This is a genomic window from Pseudomonas sp. JDS28PS106 (assembly GCF_036706555.1).
Taxonomy (GTDB): Bacteria; Pseudomonadota; Gammaproteobacteria; order Pseudomonadales; family Pseudomonadaceae; genus Aquipseudomonas.
The window spans coordinates 246,409-266,057 of record NZ_JBAJGT010000001.1; the positions used below are offsets into that span (position 1 = coordinate 246,409).

The window sequence follows — 19,649 nt, forward strand, 5'->3', positions numbered from 1 at the left end:
TCCCCTTGTCAAAGAACCGGGCCGTCCCGGAAATGATGCCCAGACTGGGTGAGGTCGTCCTCAAGAAATGCGGCGCCTGGGATCATAAAGGCAAATCCGCTTCAGGCCAACCGATGCGCCCAGGCCGGCCCGCCGATCACTGCTGCGCCCGCTCCCGCCGTCGGTACTGGCCGGGCGGCAAGCCATGGGCCTGACGGAACCGCCTTGAGAAGTAGGCTTCGTCGGCAAAGCCGCATTGCAGCGCAATCTCCCCTACTGTTTCGGTACTGCCCAGCAAGAGCGTGCGCGCCTTGAACATCCGCTGTTCGAGCACAGCTTCGGCGAAGGTGGTGCCGGTCTCCCTGCGCAGCCAGTGAACCAGGTAGTCGGGCGACAGCGAATTGGCCATCGCCGCGCTGTTCACGCTCAGGTCCGGATCGGCCAGATGCCTGCGGATGTATTCGTTTACGCGCGCCAGCGCCTGACGACGGCTGGTCTGGTTGACGTTGTCGTCGGCGAGCGCCTTGAGTGGCTCGGCGTACTGAACGCAGACCATGCCGATCAACTGCAACAGACAGCCCCTGAGATACTCGCGGGCACCGAACTGACGGGCACTGTCAAGCTCATGCATCCGCGCCAGCAAGGCGCGCAACGCATCCAGCTCGGTGCCATGGAAGACGAAATCCAGCCGTTCCTGATGCACGAAGGGCGCGAGTTCGGCGGCCTGGGCCAGGGGCACGTCTTCCAGCTCCAGCGGCGAGCATTGCAATTGCGGTAATAGAAACTGTTGGTCGAAATTGATGACCACGAAATCGCCGTCCTCCGGGTGCGGGATCAGATGCACCCGGTGCGGCAGGATGAAGGCCACCGCCCCACAGGGGAACGGACGTTGCACGTCTCCAATGTGCTGCACCGTATCGCCGCCCAGATTCACCTGGATCTGGAAATAATGATGACGGTGCGGCCGGGTTTCCGGCGGGCGGGCGCGCTGATCACGAATGTAGAAGTCGCGATGCTCGCTGCGTTGTTGCATGCCGAATGTCGGCACGCCGGAGGTTGAGCGCATAGGACCTCGCCTCGGATGATTCAGTATTTGTACGATGACCTAAAAATTTTTCGGCGAACGACTTCAGGATTTCAAAAAACGAAAGTCCAAGAAATGCGAAATGGCGTTGATCTTGAAGGCCGCTCTAGATCGCACCTTACAAAGAGACAGACACATTTTGAAGCTGAAATTTTCAAAAGTGCGATTTTTTGGATTCTTGCATAGCCCGGAGATTTTAACTAACTAAACGATATAAACACCGCATTGCGTTTGGCAGCTTGTACGATAACTTTGGCCCTTGTCGCACCACTACATCTATCCAAAAATAATGACAAGGTGTTCACCCATGGTCCTGACTCACCGCTACGTTTCACCCGACTTCCACTCGCCTCACGCCGCTCTTTTTCTGACCTCTTTCGGGTTCCTCGACAGCCACAGGCGCCGACCGGCCTGCGCGCGCTAGACCGCGCCCGAGCTGTTCCGATTCCGGCGTGACGGTCCCCGACCGTCCACTCGTGTCCTTCCCGATACAAGAGGCCTACCATGGCGAGCATCCCCACTCCTTCGGCGCAGACTGCTGAGTCCGCTGCCCAGGCGCACAGCGCCGCTCCTGCTCAACGACTGCCGACCCGACGCCGCTGGGTCATGCTGTCGATGTTGCTGATAGCCACCATCATCAACTACGTCGACAGGGTCAACATCTCCATCGTCGCGCCGTTCATGGCCAAGGATCTGGGTCTGGACAAGATCCAGATGGGCTTGATCTTTTCTGCGTTTGCCTGGACCTACGCGTTCGCGCTGGTGCCCGCGGGCTTTATCGCTGACCGCTTCGGCTCTCGCTTCACTTACGGCGTTTCGCTGATCTCGTGGTCGGCGGTCACCGTCGCCCAGGGTCTGGCGAGCGGCTTCGCTTCGCTGTTCGGCCTGCGTCTGGCGGTCGGCGCGCTGGAGGCACCGGCGTTCCCGGCCAACAGCCGGGCGGTGACCGTGTGGTTCCCGGCGCGCGAGCGCGGCATGGCCAGCAGTATCTATGTATGCGGCCAGTATCTGGGCACGGCGCTGTTCACCGGCGCGCTGCTCTGGCTGGCGACGACCTATGACTGGCGTCATGTGTTCTACAGCACCGGGGCGGTCGGCATCGTGTTCGGCGTGATCTGGCTGTACGTGTATCGCGATCCGATGGCCTGCAAGAAGGTCAGCAAAGAAGAACTCAAGTACATCGAGGACGGCGGCGGCCTGGTCAAGAGCAGCCAGGAGCGCACCCGCTTCAACTGGCGGCAGATCGCCGAGCTGTTCCGCTATCGCCAGGTCTGGGCAATCTGCATCGGCAAGTTCGCCAGCACCTCGGCGCTGTACTTCTTTCTGACCTGGTTCCCGACCTACCTGATCGACGAGCGCAAGCTCACCACCATCAAGGTCGGCATCTTCGCCATCCTGCCGTTCGTGGGCGCCACCGTCGGCATCCTGCTGGCCGGGATCGTCTCCGACACTCTGATCCGCCGCGGTGTCTCCCTGTCCTTCGCGCGCAAGCTGCCGCTGGTGGTGGGCTCGGCGCTGGGCATGTCCATCGTGCTGGTGAACTTCACCGATTCGAACGTGGTGTGCATCGCCATTCTTACTCTGGCGTTCTTCGCACAGGGCATCGCCTCGTCGTCCTGGGCCGCGGTATCGGAAGTCGCGCCCAAGGAGCTGATCGGCCTTACCGGTGGCATCACCAGCCTGGCGGCGAACATTGGCGGCATCGTCACGCCTATCGTGATCGGCGCCATCGTGCACTACACCGGTTCGTTCGCCTGGGCATTCTGGTTCATCGGCGGCGTGGCCCTGATGGGCACTCTTTCCTACTCGCTGTTGCTCGGCAAGCTGTACCGCATTCAGCTACAGACCCGCTAAGCACGGTTTACTGACCCAAGGACGTTGCAATGACCGCATTCGTTTTCCGACCGCCCACCACTCCCAGCCATCCGATAGAAGGCAGTGACCAGCGCTTCCCGCTGTCCCGGGTGTTCTGCCTGGGCCGCAACTATCACTGGGCCGATGCGGCTGCCGAGCCCGGCCCGTTTCCGGCGTTCTTCATGAAGCCGTCGACGGCCGTCATCCCGGCCAGCGGCGAGCTGGCGTTTCCAGCCCAGACCGACGAGTTCTGTCATGAAGTGGAGTTGGTGGTAGCGATTGGCAAAGCGGGCTGGCGCATCGCCGAGCAGCATGCGCTGGAGCACGTCTGGGGTTACGCCGTGGGCCTGGACCTGACCCGCCGTGACTGGCAGATGCGCGCCAAGGCTGCGGGCCAGCCATGGGAAGCCGCCAAAGCGTTCGATGAATCGGCCCCGATCACCCCGATCGTGCCAGCCGACCGCCTCGGTCATCCGGCCAGTGGCGCGGTCTGGCTGAGCGTCAACGGCAGCGAGCGCCAGCGCTCGGCGCTGGAGCACCAGATCTGGGCGGTGGCGCAAGTGATCAGCCGCCTTTCCGAACAGGTGCGCCTGTTGCCGGGCGATCTGATCATGACCGGCACCCCGGCCGGGGTCGACACCTTGCAACCCGGCGACCTCGTGCAGGCCGGGATCGACGGCATCGCCCAGCTGAGCATGCAGGTCGGCGCACGCCCTTCCATCGACTAACGACTGCTCAAGGAGCAACTGATGTCCGAACACACACAACAACAACGCATCGCTCTGATCACGGGAGCCGGCAGCGGCATCGGACGCGCCGTGGCCCAAGGCCTTCTCGATGACGGTTTCACCGTGGTCGTCACCGGCCGGCGCCTCGAACCCCTGCTGGAGCTGGTGGAAACCGCCAAGGGCAAGGGGCAGGAAGCGCTGGCCATTACCAGCGACGTGCGCGACCCGGCCAGCATCGAGGCGCTGTTCAGCCAGATCGAAGCCACCTACGGGCGTCTTGACCTGATCTTCAACAATGCCGGCATCAACGCGCCGGCAGTGCCGATGGACGAACTGGACCTGAACCACTGGCTGGACGTGATCAACACCAACGTCACCGGGGTGTTCCTGTGCAGCCGCGCGGCCTTCGGCCTGATGCGTCGCCAGCAGCCGCAGGGCGGCAGGATCATCAACAATGGTTCGATTTCCGCCCACAGCCCTCGTCCGTTCACCGCGCCCTACACCGCCAGCAAGCACGCGGTGCTGGGCCTGAGTAAAAGCCTGGCGCTGGACGGGCGCGAGTTCAACATCGCCTGCACACAGCTGGACATTGGCAACGCGCTGACCGAGCTGTCGGTGCGCATGACCAAGGGCGTTCGCCAGGCCAACGGAGAGATCGCGGTCGAGCCGATGGTGGACGTCAAGCATGTGGCCGATGCGGTCCGCTATGTCGCTAGCCTGCCGCTGTCGGCCAACGTGCTCAACATGACCGTGATGGCCACCAACATGCCCTTCGTCGGTCGCGGCTGAACCAACCTTTTCATTTATTCAAGCGAGGTCCCCATGAAGCCGGAAGTTCTACAACTGAGCCCCATCCTGATCCCTGAAGTACTGCAGACCCTGCAGGATCTGTATACCGTTCGGCCCTATTACCAGCAGGCCGACAAGGCCGCCTATCTCAAAGAGCATGGCGCCAATATCCGCGGCGTGGTGACCGGCGGGCATACCGGCATCACCCGCGAAGTCATGGAGCAGTTGCCGCGTCTGGAAGTGGTCGCCGTGAATGGCGTGGGCACCGACGCCGTCGATCTGGCCTACGCCCGTGATCGCGGCATTCACGTCACGGCCACCATCGGCGCACTGACCGAGGATGTCGCCGACCTCGCCATCGGCCTGCTGATCTCGGCGTGCCGGGGCATCTGCACCGGGGATCGCTTCGTACGTGCCGACTTGTGGAACAAGAGCGCGACGCCGCTGGCCCCTCTGCCCCTGGCTCGCCAGTTCAGCGGCATGCGCATCGGCATCGTCGGCATGGGCCGTGTCGGCCGCGCCGTCGCAACTCGCGCGGCGGCCTTCGGTTGTGAGATCCGTTACACCGATCTGCACGCCATGACCGACGTTGCGCACACCTTCGTCGCCGATCTGATCGAGCTGGCCCGCGACAGCGACGCTTTGATTCTGGCCGCCGCGGCGGACAACGCCGAAGGCATCATCGATGCTCGCGTGCTGGAGGCGCTGGGCCCGGACGGTTACCTCATCAACGTCGCGCGTGGCCGGCTGGTCAACGAGCCGGACCTGGTAGCCGCACTGTCCGCCGGTCGGATCGCCGGCGCGGGACTGGACGTGTTCGTCGACGAACCTAATGTACCGACTGAGCTGTATCCGATGGAAAACCTGGTGCTGCAACCGCATCGCGCCAGCGCCACCGTCCAGACCCGGACGCGGATGGGCCATATGGTGCTGGACAGCCTGGCTCAGGGCCTGGCCGGTAACGTGCCGGCGGGTTGCGTGACGGCCCTGTGAGCCTATCGCCAGCAAGCTGGCTCCTACACCCGCGCGTAGGCGCGTAGGAGCCAGCTTGCTGGCGATGCGTACCACGCTTGACGATAGCCCCTCTCTATCCCCACCCAATACTGCGCTTATTAGACCACCGCGCTCTTATGTCTACGCTTGTACGAGCAGCGCGCCCACAAAGCCCCTGCCGATCTTCAAGCGAGCCGGTCCAGCGCAGGCCGGCGGCCCTGATGACATAACAAGGTAGAGAGAATCATGGCAGACGAATCGAAATGCCCCTTCCAGCATGCGGCAGGCGGCGGCACCACCAATCGCGACTGGTGGCCCAAGCAACTGAACCTGAAAATCCTCCATCAGCATTCCTCCCTGTCCAACCCGATGGGCCCGGACTTCGACTATGCCGAGGCCTACAAGGGTCTGAACTACGAGGCGGTCAAGCAGGACCTCCGGGTGCTGATGACCGAATCCCAGGAATGGTGGCCGGCTGACTTCGGTCACTATGGTCCGCTGTTCATCCGCATGGCCTGGCACAGCGCGGGCACCTATCGCATTTTCGACGGCCGCGGCGGCGCGGGCGCCGGGCAGCAGCGATTCGCCCCGCTCAACAGCTGGCCGGACAACGTCAGCCTCGACAAGGCGCGACGCCTGATCTGGCCCATCAAACAGAAATACGGCAGCAAAATCTCCTGGGCCGACCTGATCATCCTGACCGGCAACGTTGCGCTGGAAAGCATGGGTTTCAAGACCTTCGGATTCTCCGGCGGCCGCCCGGACGTCTGGGAACCGGATGAAGATGTCTACTGGGGGTCGGAAACGACCTGGCTGGGCGGCGACTCGCGTTACGGCAGAAGCGGCCAGGGTCCGCTGGTGGCCGAGCCCGAGCTGCATGGCACCGAGCAGAGCCGCAACGAAGCGCCGGGGCGTGATCTGGAAAATCCGCTGGCTGCGGTGCAGATGGGTCTGATCTACGTCAACCCCGAAGGCCCTGACGGCAACCCCGATCCAGTGGCATCGGCCAAGGACATCCGCGAGACGTTCGGCCGGATGGCGATGAACGACGAAGAAACCGTCGCCCTGATCGTCGGCGGCCACACGTTCGGCAAAACCCACGGCGCCGGTCCCGCCACCGCCGTCGGCGCCGAACCTGAAGCGGCCGGCCTGGAGGAACAGGGGCTGGGCTGGCGCAGCAGCCACGGCACTGGCAAGGGCCGGGACACCATCACCAGCGGCCTGGAAGTCACCTGGACTTCGACGCCAACCCAGTGGAGCAATGGCTATCTGGAAAACCTGTTCGGCTTCGAGTGGGAGCTGTTCAAGAGTCCTGCCGGCGCGCACCAGTGGCGGCCGGTCAACGGCGGTGGCGCCAACACCGTGCCCGAAGCCCACGATCCGGGCAAACGACGCCAGCCGGCGATGCTCACCGCCGATCTGGCGCTGCGTTTCGACCCGACCTACGAAAAGATCGCCCGGCGTTTCAAGGACAATCCCGATGAGCTGGCGGATGCGTTCGCCAGGGCCTGGTTCAAGCTGACGCACCGCGACATGGGCCCGTTGTCCCGTTACCTGGGACCGGAAACGCCCACCGAGGAACTGATCTGGCAGGACCCGCTGCCGCAGATCGATCATGCGCTGGTGGGTGACGCGGAAGTTGCCACCCTCAAGGACAAGATCCTCGCATCAGGGCTGTCGGTCGGCGAACTGGTTCGCGTCGCCTGGGCCTCGGCTTCTACCTTCCGGGGTTCGGACAAACGCGGCGGTGCCAACGGCGCGCGGGTGCGGCTGGCGCCTCAGCGGTTCTGGCAGGTCAACCAGCCCGAGGAGCTTTCCGGCGTGTTGTCGCGGCTCGAAACCGTGCAGAGCGAGTTCAACGCCTCCGGCACTGGCAAGAAGATCAGCATGGCCGATCTCATCGTGCTGGGTGGCTGCGCCGCCGTCGAGAAGGCCGCGCGCGACGCCGGCCAGCCGGTGACCGTGCCCTTCAGCCCCGGCCGCGCCGATGCCAGCCACGAGCAGACCGACGTGGAGTCGTTCTCGGTGCTGGAACCGATGGCCGACGGCTTCCGCAATTACCTGCGCAACCCGCTCAAGGTCAATGCCGAAGCCTTGCTGGTGGACAAGGCCCAGTTGCTGACCCTGACCGCGCCACAGATGAGCGTCCTGCTCGCCGGGCTGCGGGTGCTGGGCGGCAACTATGGCGACAGCCAGCACGGGGTGTTCACCAAACGTCCCGGCCAGTTGACCAATGATTTCTTCGTCAACTTGCTGGACATGAGCGTGGAGTGGAAACCGGTCTCGGACGAGAAAGCCGAGTTCGAGGGTCGTGACCGCGCCAGCGGCGAAGTCAAATGGACCGGCACCCGAGTGGATCTGGTGTTTGGCTCCCACGCCCAGCTTCGGGCCATCGCCGAGGTGTACGCCAGCAGCGACGGGCAGCCGAAGTTCGCCAGGGATTTCGTCGCGGTGTGGACCAAGGTAATGAACCTGGACCGGTTTGATCTGCGTTAATCGAATAATCGCCAGCAAGCAGGCGCGGTGGGAGCCAGCTTGCTGGCGATGAACAATTCCACGGCCCTTCTGACACTCGGCGTCGTCCGGTCTGGCTGCCGCTGCGCGGCAGATCGCGGATGAATCCGCTCCTACCCGTCATGGATGGTCATCCGTTTACGTCTTTTAAAACTTCATCTGCCACTGCCCCACGATCGCATGGTTTCGGCTGTTACTGCCCAATTCCGCGTTGTAGCCCAGACCGACCGACTGACGAGCGCTGACGCCCAGTTCAAGGCCGGCTTCAACCAGCAGGCTGTCGCGATCCAGCGCACTGCCTTCAACGCTGAAGGCATCGCCGCCTGCCAGAAACGCCTGGCGCGTGCGAGTATCGAGCGTGCCATAGGTGTGGCGCCAGCCCAGGCTTGCGCGTGGAGTAAGGCTCATGCCGTTGTCCAGCTGACCCAGATGCGCGAAACGCATGCCGAGCGTGCTGGAGAAATTGTCTTGAGTGTCATTGTCGACGGACAAGGCTGCGTCACCGCCTTTTTCACGGTATCCGTCGCGGTGGTAGCGCTGGTAGCCCAGGCTGGCAAAGGGTTCGGCATTGAGGCGACCGCTCCCCACGGCATAGCCCAGTTCCACGAACGCCTGTTGGCTGTCGGCGTCGTAGTCACCTTTGATTCGCTCGTCGAAGCTCTCGAAACTCACGTGACGCTTGTTGTCGCCATCATGACGGCTGTAGGCCGCACCCAGGCGCAAGGCCAGAGGGCCGCTCTGGCGCAGGGCGTAGAGACCGGCGTGCCAGCTGCCCACGTCGCCGTCCATTTCGCTCGCGTCCAGCCGCGTGCGCGAATAGCCGCCGAGCACGCCGAAGCGCCAATCCACGTTCACCTGCCAGTCCAGGCCAAGCACCGCGCCCCCGGTGCGTTGTTCCATGGCGCTGGTGCCATGGCTGCCGTCGACTTTGCCGTAGCTGCCCAGCGCCTGGACCCAGACTCTGCCGAGGGCATTCGGGTCGTTGAGATTGCGCGCGCTGGGCGGAACCCCGGTGGCGGCGAGCGCCGGAGTGTCCTTATCGCTCATGCCCACCAGCAGTCCGGCGTTGCTGCCCATCGACTGCATGGCCCCGAGCATCGTGGCGCCGACCTGAGCGCTGCCGTTGAGGGTCGCGGCCGCCAGGTTGGCCGTGCCGCTGCCCGCCAGGCGTTCGATAGACTGACCCGCTGTCGCATTGCTGGTGCCCAGTACCGCGTTGTACAGCCGGCTGCCGCTGCCCAATGTATCGAGGCTGCGCGCCGCGGCCGCACCGTTGTCGCTCTGGGCGTAACGGGCGAAAGCTATGTCGTTGCGGCTGTAGCTCAGGTCGACCGAAGTGCTGCTGTAGGTGAGCGTCGGGGTGAGAAAGGCGTAATCGCTGGTGACCTGATCGAAGGTGCCCTTGACCGCACCTGCCGTCAGAACGCTGTACTGGCTCTGCCACGGGTATTCGCCTGCCGAGGGTTGGATCCGCAGGGTGGCGCCACTCAGGCTCGCCGTGCCGTTGACCGCGATGGGTGCACTGGTGCCGTCGGCATTGACGCCGTAGACCAGCGTGGAACCTTGGCCGAACGTCAGATCGCCGTCCACCGTGGCGACGCCCAGGCCGGTGTTGGTCAACAGGGTGCCGTTGACGGTCAGCCCTCCCACCGAGCCGCCTCCGGCGTATGTCGCGCCGGGATTGACCAGCATGCTGCCGAGAATGCTGCCATGGTTGATCAGAGTCGCGCCGCTGAAGATTTCACCGCCCTGACTGAAATCATCGACGCTGCTCAAAGTCCAGCATCCTCCGGAAACCAGCAATCTTTCGAAGTTGGCGCTGTTGCCGAAGCTGCCGGTGCCGTCCAAGCTCAGTGTGTCGAAGCCCTCGCCAGCGTCGACCCGTCCTTCGAAGAGCCCTCCGGTCCGCACGGTCAGGTTGTCGTCGCCCCCGCCCATACTCAATGCCAGGCCATTGCCACCTGCGATGGTGCCGCTGTTGATCACAGTGTCGGCATAGTCGCCGATCAGCTTGATGCCAAACCCGCTCTCGCCCTGGATCAGCCCGGCGTTGGCGATGATGGTCGCCGCCACACCTGATCCCTCGGCACCGTCATCCACCAGGATGCCGTTGTCGACGCTGCGAATCACGCCGTTGGCGGTGTTGATGATGGTGCCACCGCCAATGGCGATGCCTTCGCTGCCGTTGGGCCGCCCGCCACTGTCGACACCCTTGCCGCCAAGCCCCTGGATAGTGCCCTCGTTATAGACGTAACCCTCAAGGTCAATGTCTACGCCGTCCCCGTCGCCATTGATCTTGCCGTCGGCAATCGCGCCGGTGATGGTCCCGTAGTTGTACACGGTGCCACCGCCGTCGGAACCGAATCCCGAGCCATTGCGCCCGGTGATGCTGCCGCCGGCGTAGTTGTAGAGGGTGGCGTCGGTCTTAAGGTCGATGCCATGGCGATCTGCGCTGACCGTTCCGTAGTTGTAGACGGTCACGCCGGTGGGCTCGTCGATCTTGATGCCGTCCTGTTTCTGGTCGAGGCCGTCTGCATCCTGCGGCGCGGTATCGGTATAGATCAGCCCGTAGTTGATCACCGTCGCGTTGGAGCCGGTCTTGATCGCGTCGTTGCCCACCGCATGAATCACCCCGGTCGCCTCGTTGACCAGCGTCGTGGTGAAAGCCGGGTTGTTCAGCGACTCCAGATCGATGGCCTGGCCTTCGACACTGGACTCGATAGTGCCTGCGTTGACGATGTTCAGGGTGCCACCGGCAGCCGGATTGGTCTGGATGCGCAAACCATCGTTGGTGCCCTGAATGAGCGCACCCGCGCGGTTGGTGATGACGTAGTGGCTCTCGTCCTCGCCGTCGTCCTTGCTGTCGACACCGCGTCCGTCGGTGGAGCGGATGCTCCCCGCGTTGTCCACGGTGAGTGTTGCGCCACTGGTGTGCTTGGGCAGGATCACCCCATCGTCGTCGCTGGCCAGAATGCTGCCGCTGGAAGAGACCCGCAGGGTGTCCGATTTCTTGAGTTCGAGGGTTTCACTCGTAGCGCTATCGATCAGATAGTCTTTGGCAGAGGCAGCGGGAACGAGCGCTGCGCTGGCGAGCGCCACGCACAAGGCCAGACGATGAGGCGGGAATGACATAGGGCGACCATGAGGTGACTGTTCGAGGTCGCTCAATATGGCGAAGGGATATTACGGTTTCGTTGATTTGCCTAACATTGCGCAGCAACGAAGAAATATGTAGGAGCCAGCTCGCTGTGGGCGGTAATCCGACGATGAGCGATGACGCGTTTCTTCTGAAAAACTGCGTCATTCGGATTGCTGCCGCTGCGCGGCAGATCGCTAGCAAGCTCACTCCTACGGGCCGGTGGGATACCGCGTGTGGGAGCCAGCTTGCTGGCGATGGACGATGACGCGGGTCTTCTGAAACACCACGTCGTTCGGATTGCTGCCGCTATGCGGCAGAGCGCGGATGAATCCGCTCCTACAGGCCCGTGGTACCGCAGGTAGGAGCCAGCTTGCTGGCGATAAACGATGACGCGGTTGTTCTAAAAACACCGCGTCGTTCCGGTTGCCGCCGCTACGCCGCCGGGTCAGGCGCGCTGGCGGTCCGGCTCGACGTCTTGGACCGGCTCCGCTTCCGCTTCGCGCTCATGGTCGATCACTGCCTGGGCCAAATCTTCGGTCACCCGTAATTCGACGCCAACCGGCGACATCTGCGCGGCTGCGGTGAACGGCGCGGCGGTGGCGGGCGCGGGACGCTGGCCGCGGCGCCAGACGAAAAGCGCTACCAGCGCCACGTTCAGCCCTGCCATGGCCCAGAACAGCCCCGCTTCCCCAAGCTGGGTCATCAACGGCGAAATCGCCATTGGACTGACAGCCGAACCCAGCGAGTTGATCAGCAACAGACCCTGGATCATGCGCACGATGGCGCCGGTTGGCGCGCGGTCCGCTGAGTGGCTGACCGCAACCGGATAGACCGCAAACACGCCGCCGCCCAGCAGGAACAGCGCGACCGGCAGCCAAAGCGAGGTTGACGGCAGCATCACGATCACCACCGACAGCACGGCGCACGCCACGCCCAGCACGATCAGGACGGTCTGCCGGTCGGTATGGTCCGACCAGCGTCCGACCGGATATTGCAACAACATGGCACCGGCGATCACCGCTGCCATCATATGCCCGACTTCGGTGACATCCAGCCCGATGCGTTGCAAGTACAACGGCAGCAAGGTGTAGACGGCAGCGATGGTGATGCCCGAGCCGAAGCAGCCGATGACCCCGGTCGGCGCGACCCGCAGCAGTTCCATTGGCATCAGCGGTTCGGCCTTTTCCACCAGCGGAGTCACCCGGGGAATCATCACGATCGGCAGCAAAGACAACGAGGCCAGGATGGCTGCAATCATGAACGGCACCGTGTCTCCGGCGTCGGCGATCACGCCAAGGTTGGCCTGTCCGATCAGGCCCGCGCCATAGAGCGCAATCATGTACAGCGCGAGCAAGCGACCGCGGATCTTGGGGTCGGCGGCCATCAGCAGCCAGCTCTCCACCACCAGAAACACGCCGACCATGGCCCAGCCGTTGATCAGGCGCAGGGCAAACCAGGTCCAGGGGTCGGCCGACAGACCCTGAAACAGGATGCTGGTCGCGATGAGCGCCGCGAAACAGCTGTAGGCGCGAATGTGCCCGATACGCACGATCAGGCGGTCGTTGAAGATCGAGCCCAGAGTAAGGCCGATGAAATACGCAGACGAGACGATACCCACCATGGTCGCCGACTCGCCCACAGAATCCAGGCGCAGCGTGGTCAGGGACGACAGCATCCCGTTGCCGATGCTGATGATGAACAGCCCGAGTAAAGGTGCCAGCGCCATCGCCAGCAGTTGCACAGACATAACTACCTCAAGACTTCAGTGATCCATGAACGATGACGGGGCCGCTGCGGGACATTGACGACGCATCTCGCCGCGCACGGGAGCCGCGACGCGAAGGCGTCTCTCCAGGGCACGGGGGAAGGTGTCATGAACGGGAATGTCTGGTTCAGCTTCGCTCGGTGCCACGAACGTGGCGGGCGAGTTGCGGGCTTTTCACAGGGCACGCTGCGTCATTCCTGCAGCGCCCGGGGCGGGCCACGGCAAGGCGCGCAATATTAGCCACATGACAGGGCGAGGAGAAGTGATGGCAGCGGGATCGGAGAAATTTTTTTCAGTCGTGCGACATGCTGGTAACAATGAGCCTACGATTAACGTCTCGAGCGACAGGCCATGCTGTGCGAGAATCGACTTTTTAAGACATGGAGTCGAAAGTAGTGGCCTCACTCGACACACTGCGCAATCAGCTGCAACAGGCAGAAACCGTCCTCGAGACACTGGATGCCGAGCTTGCGCAGATCACCTGCGATCCTGACGAACCTAGTAGCGTCAAGCGCGCAATCGAGCGTATCACCATTGCTATCGATAGCCGGTTCGCCGGTTTACGGTGCAATCCCGTACTCGGCCCATTGGCAGAGGCACTCAAGACACAGTACATCGAACGTATCGCGGAAGGCGAACTGCAAGCCGTGTAGGTCGGGCGAATAAGAGCAGGATGCGGGTCGGTCAGCAGCCCGCGACTGCACGACGAGTGCTCAGGTGAGGATCGTTGATAACGCATTCCCTCAGCAGCGTCTTGATCGGACGCCGCACCTTGCGTTTCTCCAGATCCTTGGGCTTGAACCACCGGCAGTCATCGATTTCGTTGCACGGGCGCGGTTTCTGATCCCGGACGCCCCGGGCTTCGAACAGGAAGTGAATCACCTTGTCTTCTTCGTAGCGGGCGACGTAGAACAGCTCGTCGAACATCATGCCGGTTTCCTCGGCCATCTCGCGGATGGCCGCCTGCAACGGCGTTTCACCCGTCTCAACGCGCCCGCCCGGCAGATTCCACTTGGCGTTGCGCTTGCGCACGAACAGAATTTCACGGTCCTGACGGCAAATCACCGTTGCCCGTCTCTTCACGTCCGTGTGCTTCAAGCTCATCGCTCCAGTCGCTGCCATTTCTGATCCGCCTGCCGTTCGGTAATCTCTAAAGCCTGTTCACCACTGTGCTTCCGATCAGGGTGCGCGCTGATAATGTCGATATGATGACCATCGGGCCAAAGAACAAGTTCAGCCGTTTTCTGTCGGACCCGACAACTATCGAAACATATCGGCCCGAGAACGCGAATTATGAGCCCACCACGGAGAAAGAATGTCAGCAAAAGCTGAATATCCCGCAGGAAAATTCTCGGACCAGCGAACGCGTAGCAACCAGCGTCCTGACACGCCGCTGAAAGGGCCGTCGTGTAGCCGGCACCCCTCCCAGCGCGTGTTCAGTGTGGTCAGGCCCGCTTCTTCTCCAGCTGACGCTCGATCATCAACTTGGTCGCCAGACGCCGCTCCTTGAGCAGCCGGACCCCGTCGTCATCGATATTGCCCGCAGAGATGGACTCGGCGGCCAGCACCTGATTGTCAATGTCCATGTAAGCATCCAGCAGGCGATCCAGCTCCGGATCATGCTGGCGGCGCTGCTGTACGATTTCGCGTGGGTAATGCAGATCCTGGTACAGGTCGTGGGAAACAGGCATAGCGTTCTCCTTTATGACGCAATTGCTGAAGACACCTGTTTAGAGCGGGCCACGCGCGTTTCGATTGGTCAGAACCGTCCGCCGCACGACGGACGGTCGTGGAATCTTCCCTATGCGTCATGTAACCGGGCTTGCCGACGCATCTGACTTCCTTGAGCGCCGGATTTTCCACATCGAGTACGCTACCTGGACTGAATGCGGCGAATAATCCGAACCTTTGCCGCACGCCAGCCTCGGAAGGTGAACGGCCGGGCAGTCCGGTCAAGCGCAGCCGGAGGTGCTGAATGGATACCCTGAAAATCGCGACGTTCAACGTGAACGGTATCGGCGCACGCATTGCCAATGTGCTCGCCTGGCTTGCCCGCGAGCAACCGGACATCGTCTGCCTGCAGGAACTCAAGGCCAAGGATGCCGCATTCCCGGCCGCCCGCTTCGAGGAGGCCGGGTACGGCTCGGTCCATCACGGCCAGATGTCATGGAACGGCGTGGCGATCCTGGCGCGTGGCGCAGACCCGCTGCTGATCCGCAAGGGCCTGCCGGGCGCGGAGGACGACGCCCAGTCGCGCTACATCGAAGCCGCGGCCCATGGCGTGATCGTCGGCTGCCTGTACCTGCCCAACGGCAACCCGCAGCCGGGTCCCAAGTTCGACTACAAGCTGCGCTGGTTCGAGCAACTGATCGCCCATGCGCAAAGCCTGCAGGCCAGCGAACACCCGGTGGTGCTGGCCGGCGACTACAACGTCGTGCCGACCGACAAGGACATCTACAACCCGCGCTCCTGGCTCAAGGACGCCCTGCTCCAGCCGGAAAGCCGCGAGCACTTCCAGCACCTGCTCGATCAGGGCTGGACCGATTCAATCCGCCATCTGTATCCCGAAGCCGAGGTTTACACCTTCTGGGACTACTTTCGACAGCACTGGCAGAAGAACTCCGGCCTGCGGATCGACCACCTGCTGCTGAACCCGACGCTGGCGTCACGCCTGACCAACGCCGGCGTCGACGCCTGGGTGCGCGGTGAGGAACACGCCAGCGATCACGCGCCGACCTGGATCGAGGTCGCGGGTCACGACTGAGCTGCCGGGGCGAGCAGTCATTTTGACAAATCAATAACGCGGACGAGTCTTTTCGACTCTTGTCGTTTTGACCTCAATTGCTTGGATTGCCCGGCCTGTCTGCCTTGTGGATATGGCACGGCGCTTGCTCCTGCCAGATCATCGGATCACTGCTCTGGAGTTCACATGCTCAGCCCTGCCCATCGCGACATCGTCAAGGCCACCGTTCCTCTGCTCGAAACCGGCGGCGAGGCACTGACCACTCATTTCTACCGCTCAATGCTCGACAGCCACCCGGAAGTGCGCCCGCTGTTCAACCAGGCGCACCAGGCCAGCGGCGCGCAGCCCCGCGCATTGGCCAATGGCGTGCTGATGTACGCCAAGAACATCGACAAGCTGGAGAACCTCGGGCCGCTGGCATCGCAGATCATCAACAAGCACGTGGCCCTGCAGATTCTGCCGGAGCACTACCCCATCGTCGGCGCTTGCCTGCTACAGGCCATTCGCGAAGTGCTGGGCGAGGAAATCGCCACTGATGAAGTGATCGAGGCCTGGGGCGCGGCCTATGGACAGCTGGCGGACATCCTGATCAACGCCGAGCATGATGTGTACGAAAGCATCGCCGCGGCACCGGGCGGCTGGCACGGTGGGCGCATGTTCAAAGTGGCCGCCAAGGTGGCAGAAAGCAGCGAAATTGTGTCGTTTCATCTGGAGCCAGCGGATGGTCGGCAAGTCATTGCCCACAAGCCGGGTCAATACATCGGTCTGCGCCTGAACATCGACGGCCAGGAGATTCGTCGTAACTACTCGCTGTCGGCGCCGTCGTCGGGCACCGGTCTGCGGATCAGCGTCAAGCGCGAACCCGAGGGCGTGGCTTCCAATTATCTGCATGACCAGGTCAAGGTAGGCAGCGAGCTGGAGCTGTTCCCGCCTTCGGGTCAGTTCGTGCTGGGCGAAGGAACCAAGCCTCTGATCCTGATCAGCGGTGGCGTGGGCATCACGCCGACCATCGCCATGGCCGAGACGGCCTTGCGGGCGGGCAACCGTCGGGTGATCTTCATTCATTACGCGCGCAATGCCCAGGTTCAGGCATTCCAGGGGCTGCTCGCCGACTGGGAACGCCAATACCCGCTGTTTACCGCGCACGTGGTCTACAACGAGGTCGACGCCAGCGATGCCAATGCCTTGAGCGGCATGCCTTCCATTGCGCATTTGCAGCAGTGGTTACCGGCGATCAAGGACGTTGATGCCTATTTCCTCGGCCCGAAACCCTTCATGGCGTTCATGAAGAAAGCGCTGCGTGAGGTGGGCGTGCCAGCTGAGCAGACTCACTACGAGTTCTTCGGACCAGCCGAAGCGCTGGATTGATGGCACGGTAGTTACCCCAGCGGTAGCGGGAATCTTCAGGCAGGATTCCGCTACCGCTGCGATTGATCAGAACGCGAGCTTCTGCGGCGCAATGTCCAGAATCCGCGCCAGCCGAACCACCGTCACCCCCACCCCCAAGTGGCGCAGCGAAGGCTGCACCAGCACACAACTGTCGTAGGGCGTGACAATTTCCCTGCCGTCGTCGATGGCGATGACAGTGCCGGCCTTTTCGATCACTTCCAGTCCTCGGTAATCCGAGGCAAAGCTGAAATCCATGCTGCTCGCCACGACCGGGGCCGTCACTTCGAGAAAGCGCTGGGGCGTCGCGACATCCAGCGTCAGGAACTCAGCCACGTCTTGTTCCCGAACCGTTCCGGTGGTCACCAGAAACCGTGCCGCGGTATCCAGCGCGACTTCACGACTGCGCCGGGAGAAATGCTGGCCGGTCTCGATCAACAGCGCGTTCTTGCGACTGGCCGCGTCGCCGAAACCTTCATAGTCGCGCAGACGCCGGCCATTGGGATGACCGGCATCGGCGACCACAGTCTGCGGCGCGCCCAGAGTCGCAGCGAACGCCAGGCCCTTGTCCTGCGCGCCGCACATCATCACCGGCGGTGCTTCTTCATGCATCGAATGGATATCCAGCAGGAGATCCACACTGTCGACCACGGCGCGCAATTGCCGTGCGCGACGCAGCTCGACGGAATCCAGATCGCCTTCCAGTTTTTCCGGCAGCCAGACGCGGTTCATGTCTTCGTCGAGAAACCGGGTCGCGTCGATGTCGTCTGGATTGAAGCTGTGGTACGCCTCGACGTTGCCGAACGCCAGGGTCAGGCGTCCGCGCACCGGGCGCAGGTTCTTCTTGAGAAACGCATCGACGGTGATGGCGCCGCTGACTTCGTTGCCGTGGGTCAGCGCCATGACCATGACGTGCGGGCCGGCCACGCCACTGTCGAAGCTGTGCACGTAATCGACACCGTCAGTGCCTTGCTGCCAGCGACGGATGTCGGGGAACTCCACTTCCACGGGATAGGGCTTGAGAGTGGCGCGAACTTGCTCAAGGGTTTTCATACAGGTCTCCAACTGACAATGGCTGACGCGGGCCGGACTCCATGAAAGCCCGGCGAACGCTTGGGTCGTCGATAGAAAGGTGAGGATCAGGCCGGTCTGGCGTGGCGCATGCGGCGGCCGAGAATGAGTACCGCGATCACGCTGAGCGTCGAGGTAGCGACCACGTAGAAGCTCGGCGCCAGCTTGGTGCCGGTGGCTTCGATCATCCAGGTCACGATCAGCGGGGCAAAGCCGCCGAACAGCGTGACCGAGAAGTTGTAGCTCAGCGCCAGGCCGGTGCCGCGAATGCGGGTCGGGAAAATGTCGGCCAGCATCGCCGGGATCGGACCCAGGCTCGCGGCAATCATCACGCCGACCACGGCCTGCACGATCAGCAGCGTCGAGACGCTGGGGAACTGGTTGAGCCAGACGAACATCGGGTACGAGGTTACGCCCGTCAACACCAGGGCCACGGTCAGGACCCGGAAGCGGCCAAAGCGGTCGGACAGACTGCCGAACACCGGTGCCATCACCATCAGGGTCACGCCGGTCACGAAGGCGCCCAGGTAAGAGGACGTCGCGGTGATGTTCAGTTGCTTGAGCGCATAGGTGGGCATGTACAGCTTGTGCACGTAGTTGAACGCGGTAGCGCCAGCCACTACGCCGATTGCCAGCAGCAGATTGGCGTAGCCTTTGACCAGCACATCGCGCAGGGGCGTCTTGGGCTCATGCGTGGCCTCGACCTTCTGGAAGTCCGGTGTTTCGTCGATCTGACTGCGGATGTAGAAGCCCACCGGCCCGATCAGCAGGCCAATGCCGAAGGCCACGCGCCAGCCCCACTCGCTCAGCTGCGCATCGGTCAGCACATAGCTGAGGATCGCGCTGACGCCGGCGGCCAGCACGGTGGCAAGGCCCTGGGTCGAAAGCTGCCAGCTGGCGAAGAATCCGCGGCGCTTGGCATCGGCATGCTCGACCATGAAGGCCGTAGCGGCACCGAACTCGCCGCCGGTGGAGAAGCCTTGGAGCATCCGCGCCAGGATGATCACGATGGGCGCAGCCAGGCCAATCTGTTCGTACGATGGCACGAAGGTGATCAGCGCGGTGCCGACCAGCATGATCAGGATCGACAGGGTCAGCGATGCCTTGCGCCCTGCCCGGTCGGCGTAGGAGCCCAGCACAATGGCGCCCAGCGGGCGCATCAAAAAGGAAATGCCGAACGAGCCGACGCTGAGCAGCAGCGACGTGGTCTCGTTGTCGGAGGGAAAGAACATTTTGCCGATGACCACGGCGAAATAGCCGTAGATCAGCAGGTCATAGAACTCCAGAGCGTTGCCGAAGCTGGCGGCGACGATCTCTTTCCATGGGCCTCGTCGGGTCGTTGACGGCGCGGCGTGCACCGTTGAAGAAGTGGTGGTCATGAGGGGCGGCTTCCGGTCTGTTCACGGTTGGCGGTGACGTGCGCGCAGGCTCGAAAGCCCGTGCGACGGGACGGCAGTCATTGTTATTGGGTGAAAACAGCCGGAGCGCGAGGGAAGATCTGCGCCTTTGTCAGCGCCCGGCGTGGACCAAGGTGCAGCACGGAACCGGGTTCGACAATTGCTGTTTGGGCACAAGCTTGAGCCGGTTCGGCACGCCGCCTTTGT

General features: G+C 62.8%; 15 protein-coding genes. 8 read left to right on the top strand and 7 right to left on the bottom strand.

Annotation, left to right across the window (positions count from 1 at the left end; translation table 11 throughout):
* Positions 1-136: 136 nt before the first annotated feature.
* Complete coding sequence (locus TRP66_RS01055; RefSeq protein ID WP_333399461.1) at positions 137-1,045, bottom strand: AraC family transcriptional regulator; 909 nt, start codon at positions 1,043-1,045, stop codon at positions 137-139.
* A 522-nt stretch (positions 1,046-1,567) separates the two neighbouring features.
* On the opposite strand from TRP66_RS01055, the gene TRP66_RS01060 reads away from it, so the two are divergent.
* The 5 genes from TRP66_RS01060 to katG all read left to right on the top strand — a co-directional run bounded on the left by TRP66_RS01060 (position 1,568) and on the right by katG (position 7,923).
* Positions 1,568-2,917, top strand: coding sequence for an MFS transporter (locus tag TRP66_RS01060; protein ID WP_333399462.1), 1,350 nt, complete (start codon positions 1,568-1,570; stop codon positions 2,915-2,917).
* A gap of 29 nt (positions 2,918-2,946) precedes the next feature.
* Positions 2,947-3,645, top strand: coding sequence for a fumarylacetoacetate hydrolase family protein (locus tag TRP66_RS01065; RefSeq protein WP_333399463.1), 699 nt, complete (start codon positions 2,947-2,949; stop codon positions 3,643-3,645).
* A 21-nt stretch (positions 3,646-3,666) separates the two neighbouring features.
* Positions 3,667-4,434, top strand: a complete 768-nt coding sequence (locus TRP66_RS01070; protein WP_333399464.1) for an SDR family oxidoreductase — start codon at positions 3,667-3,669, stop codon at positions 4,432-4,434.
* 33 nt (positions 4,435-4,467) lie between these two features.
* Complete coding sequence (locus TRP66_RS01075) at positions 4,468-5,427, top strand: 2-hydroxyacid dehydrogenase (protein ID WP_333399465.1); 960 nt, start codon at positions 4,468-4,470, stop codon at positions 5,425-5,427.
* Between the two features lie 246 nt (positions 5,428-5,673).
* On the top strand, positions 5,674-7,923 hold the full coding sequence (gene katG, locus TRP66_RS01080) for a catalase/peroxidase HPI (protein ID WP_333399466.1): 2,250 nt from the start codon (positions 5,674-5,676) through the stop codon (positions 7,921-7,923).
* A 165-nt stretch (positions 7,924-8,088) separates the two neighbouring features.
* On the opposite strand, the gene TRP66_RS01085 is transcribed toward katG, so the two are convergent.
* Together TRP66_RS01085 and TRP66_RS01090 are read right to left on the bottom strand one after the other, a co-directional pair.
* Positions 8,089-11,073, bottom strand: coding sequence for an autotransporter family protein (locus tag TRP66_RS01085; protein WP_333399467.1), 2,985 nt, complete (start codon positions 11,071-11,073; stop codon positions 8,089-8,091).
* A 452-nt stretch (positions 11,074-11,525) separates the two neighbouring features.
* A complete protein-coding gene (locus tag TRP66_RS01090) occupies positions 11,526-12,827 on the bottom strand; it encodes an MFS transporter (protein WP_333399468.1) in 1,302 nt (433 codons plus the stop codon).
* 413 nt (positions 12,828-13,240) lie between these two features.
* Between TRP66_RS01090 and TRP66_RS01095 the strand changes: the two genes are divergently transcribed.
* Positions 13,241-13,498 (top strand): hypothetical protein, encoded by a 258-nt coding sequence (locus tag TRP66_RS01095; protein WP_333399469.1) that lies wholly within the window; start codon positions 13,241-13,243, stop codon positions 13,496-13,498.
* 31 nt (positions 13,499-13,529) lie between these two features.
* Here the strand turns inward: TRP66_RS01095 and TRP66_RS01100 are convergent, their stop codons facing one another.
* Positions 13,530-13,943 carry an NUDIX hydrolase gene (locus TRP66_RS01100; RefSeq protein WP_333399470.1) on the bottom strand — a complete coding sequence of 138 codons (414 nt, stop codon included), beginning with the start codon at positions 13,941-13,943 and terminating at the stop codon, positions 13,530-13,532.
* Positions 13,944-14,290: 347 nt separating this feature from the next.
* Positions 14,291-14,536, bottom strand: a complete 246-nt coding sequence (locus TRP66_RS01105; protein ID WP_333399471.1) for a hypothetical protein — start codon at positions 14,534-14,536, stop codon at positions 14,291-14,293.
* A gap of 284 nt (positions 14,537-14,820) precedes the next feature.
* Between TRP66_RS01105 and xth the strand changes: the two genes are divergently transcribed.
* Both xth and hmpA read left to right on the top strand, forming a co-directional pair.
* Positions 14,821-15,609, top strand: coding sequence for an exodeoxyribonuclease III (xth, locus tag TRP66_RS01110; protein WP_333399472.1), 789 nt, complete (start codon positions 14,821-14,823; stop codon positions 15,607-15,609).
* 165 nt (positions 15,610-15,774) lie between these two features.
* Positions 15,775-16,956 carry an NO-inducible flavohemoprotein gene (gene hmpA / locus TRP66_RS01115; RefSeq protein ID WP_333399473.1) on the top strand — a complete coding sequence of 394 codons (1,182 nt, stop codon included), beginning with the start codon at positions 15,775-15,777 and terminating at the stop codon, positions 16,954-16,956.
* 66 nt (positions 16,957-17,022) lie between these two features.
* Here the strand turns inward: hmpA and TRP66_RS01120 are convergent, their stop codons facing one another.
* Positions 17,023-18,027, bottom strand: a complete 1,005-nt coding sequence (locus tag TRP66_RS01120; protein ID WP_333399474.1) for a succinylglutamate desuccinylase/aspartoacylase domain-containing protein — start codon at positions 18,025-18,027, stop codon at positions 17,023-17,025.
* An 86-nt stretch (positions 18,028-18,113) separates the two neighbouring features.
* The gene (locus TRP66_RS01125) at positions 18,114-19,424 is read right to left on the bottom strand and encodes an MFS transporter (RefSeq protein ID WP_333399475.1); all 1,311 of its coding nucleotides are present in this window, start codon (positions 19,422-19,424) and stop codon (positions 18,114-18,116) included.
* Positions 19,425-19,649: the final 225 nt, after the last annotated feature.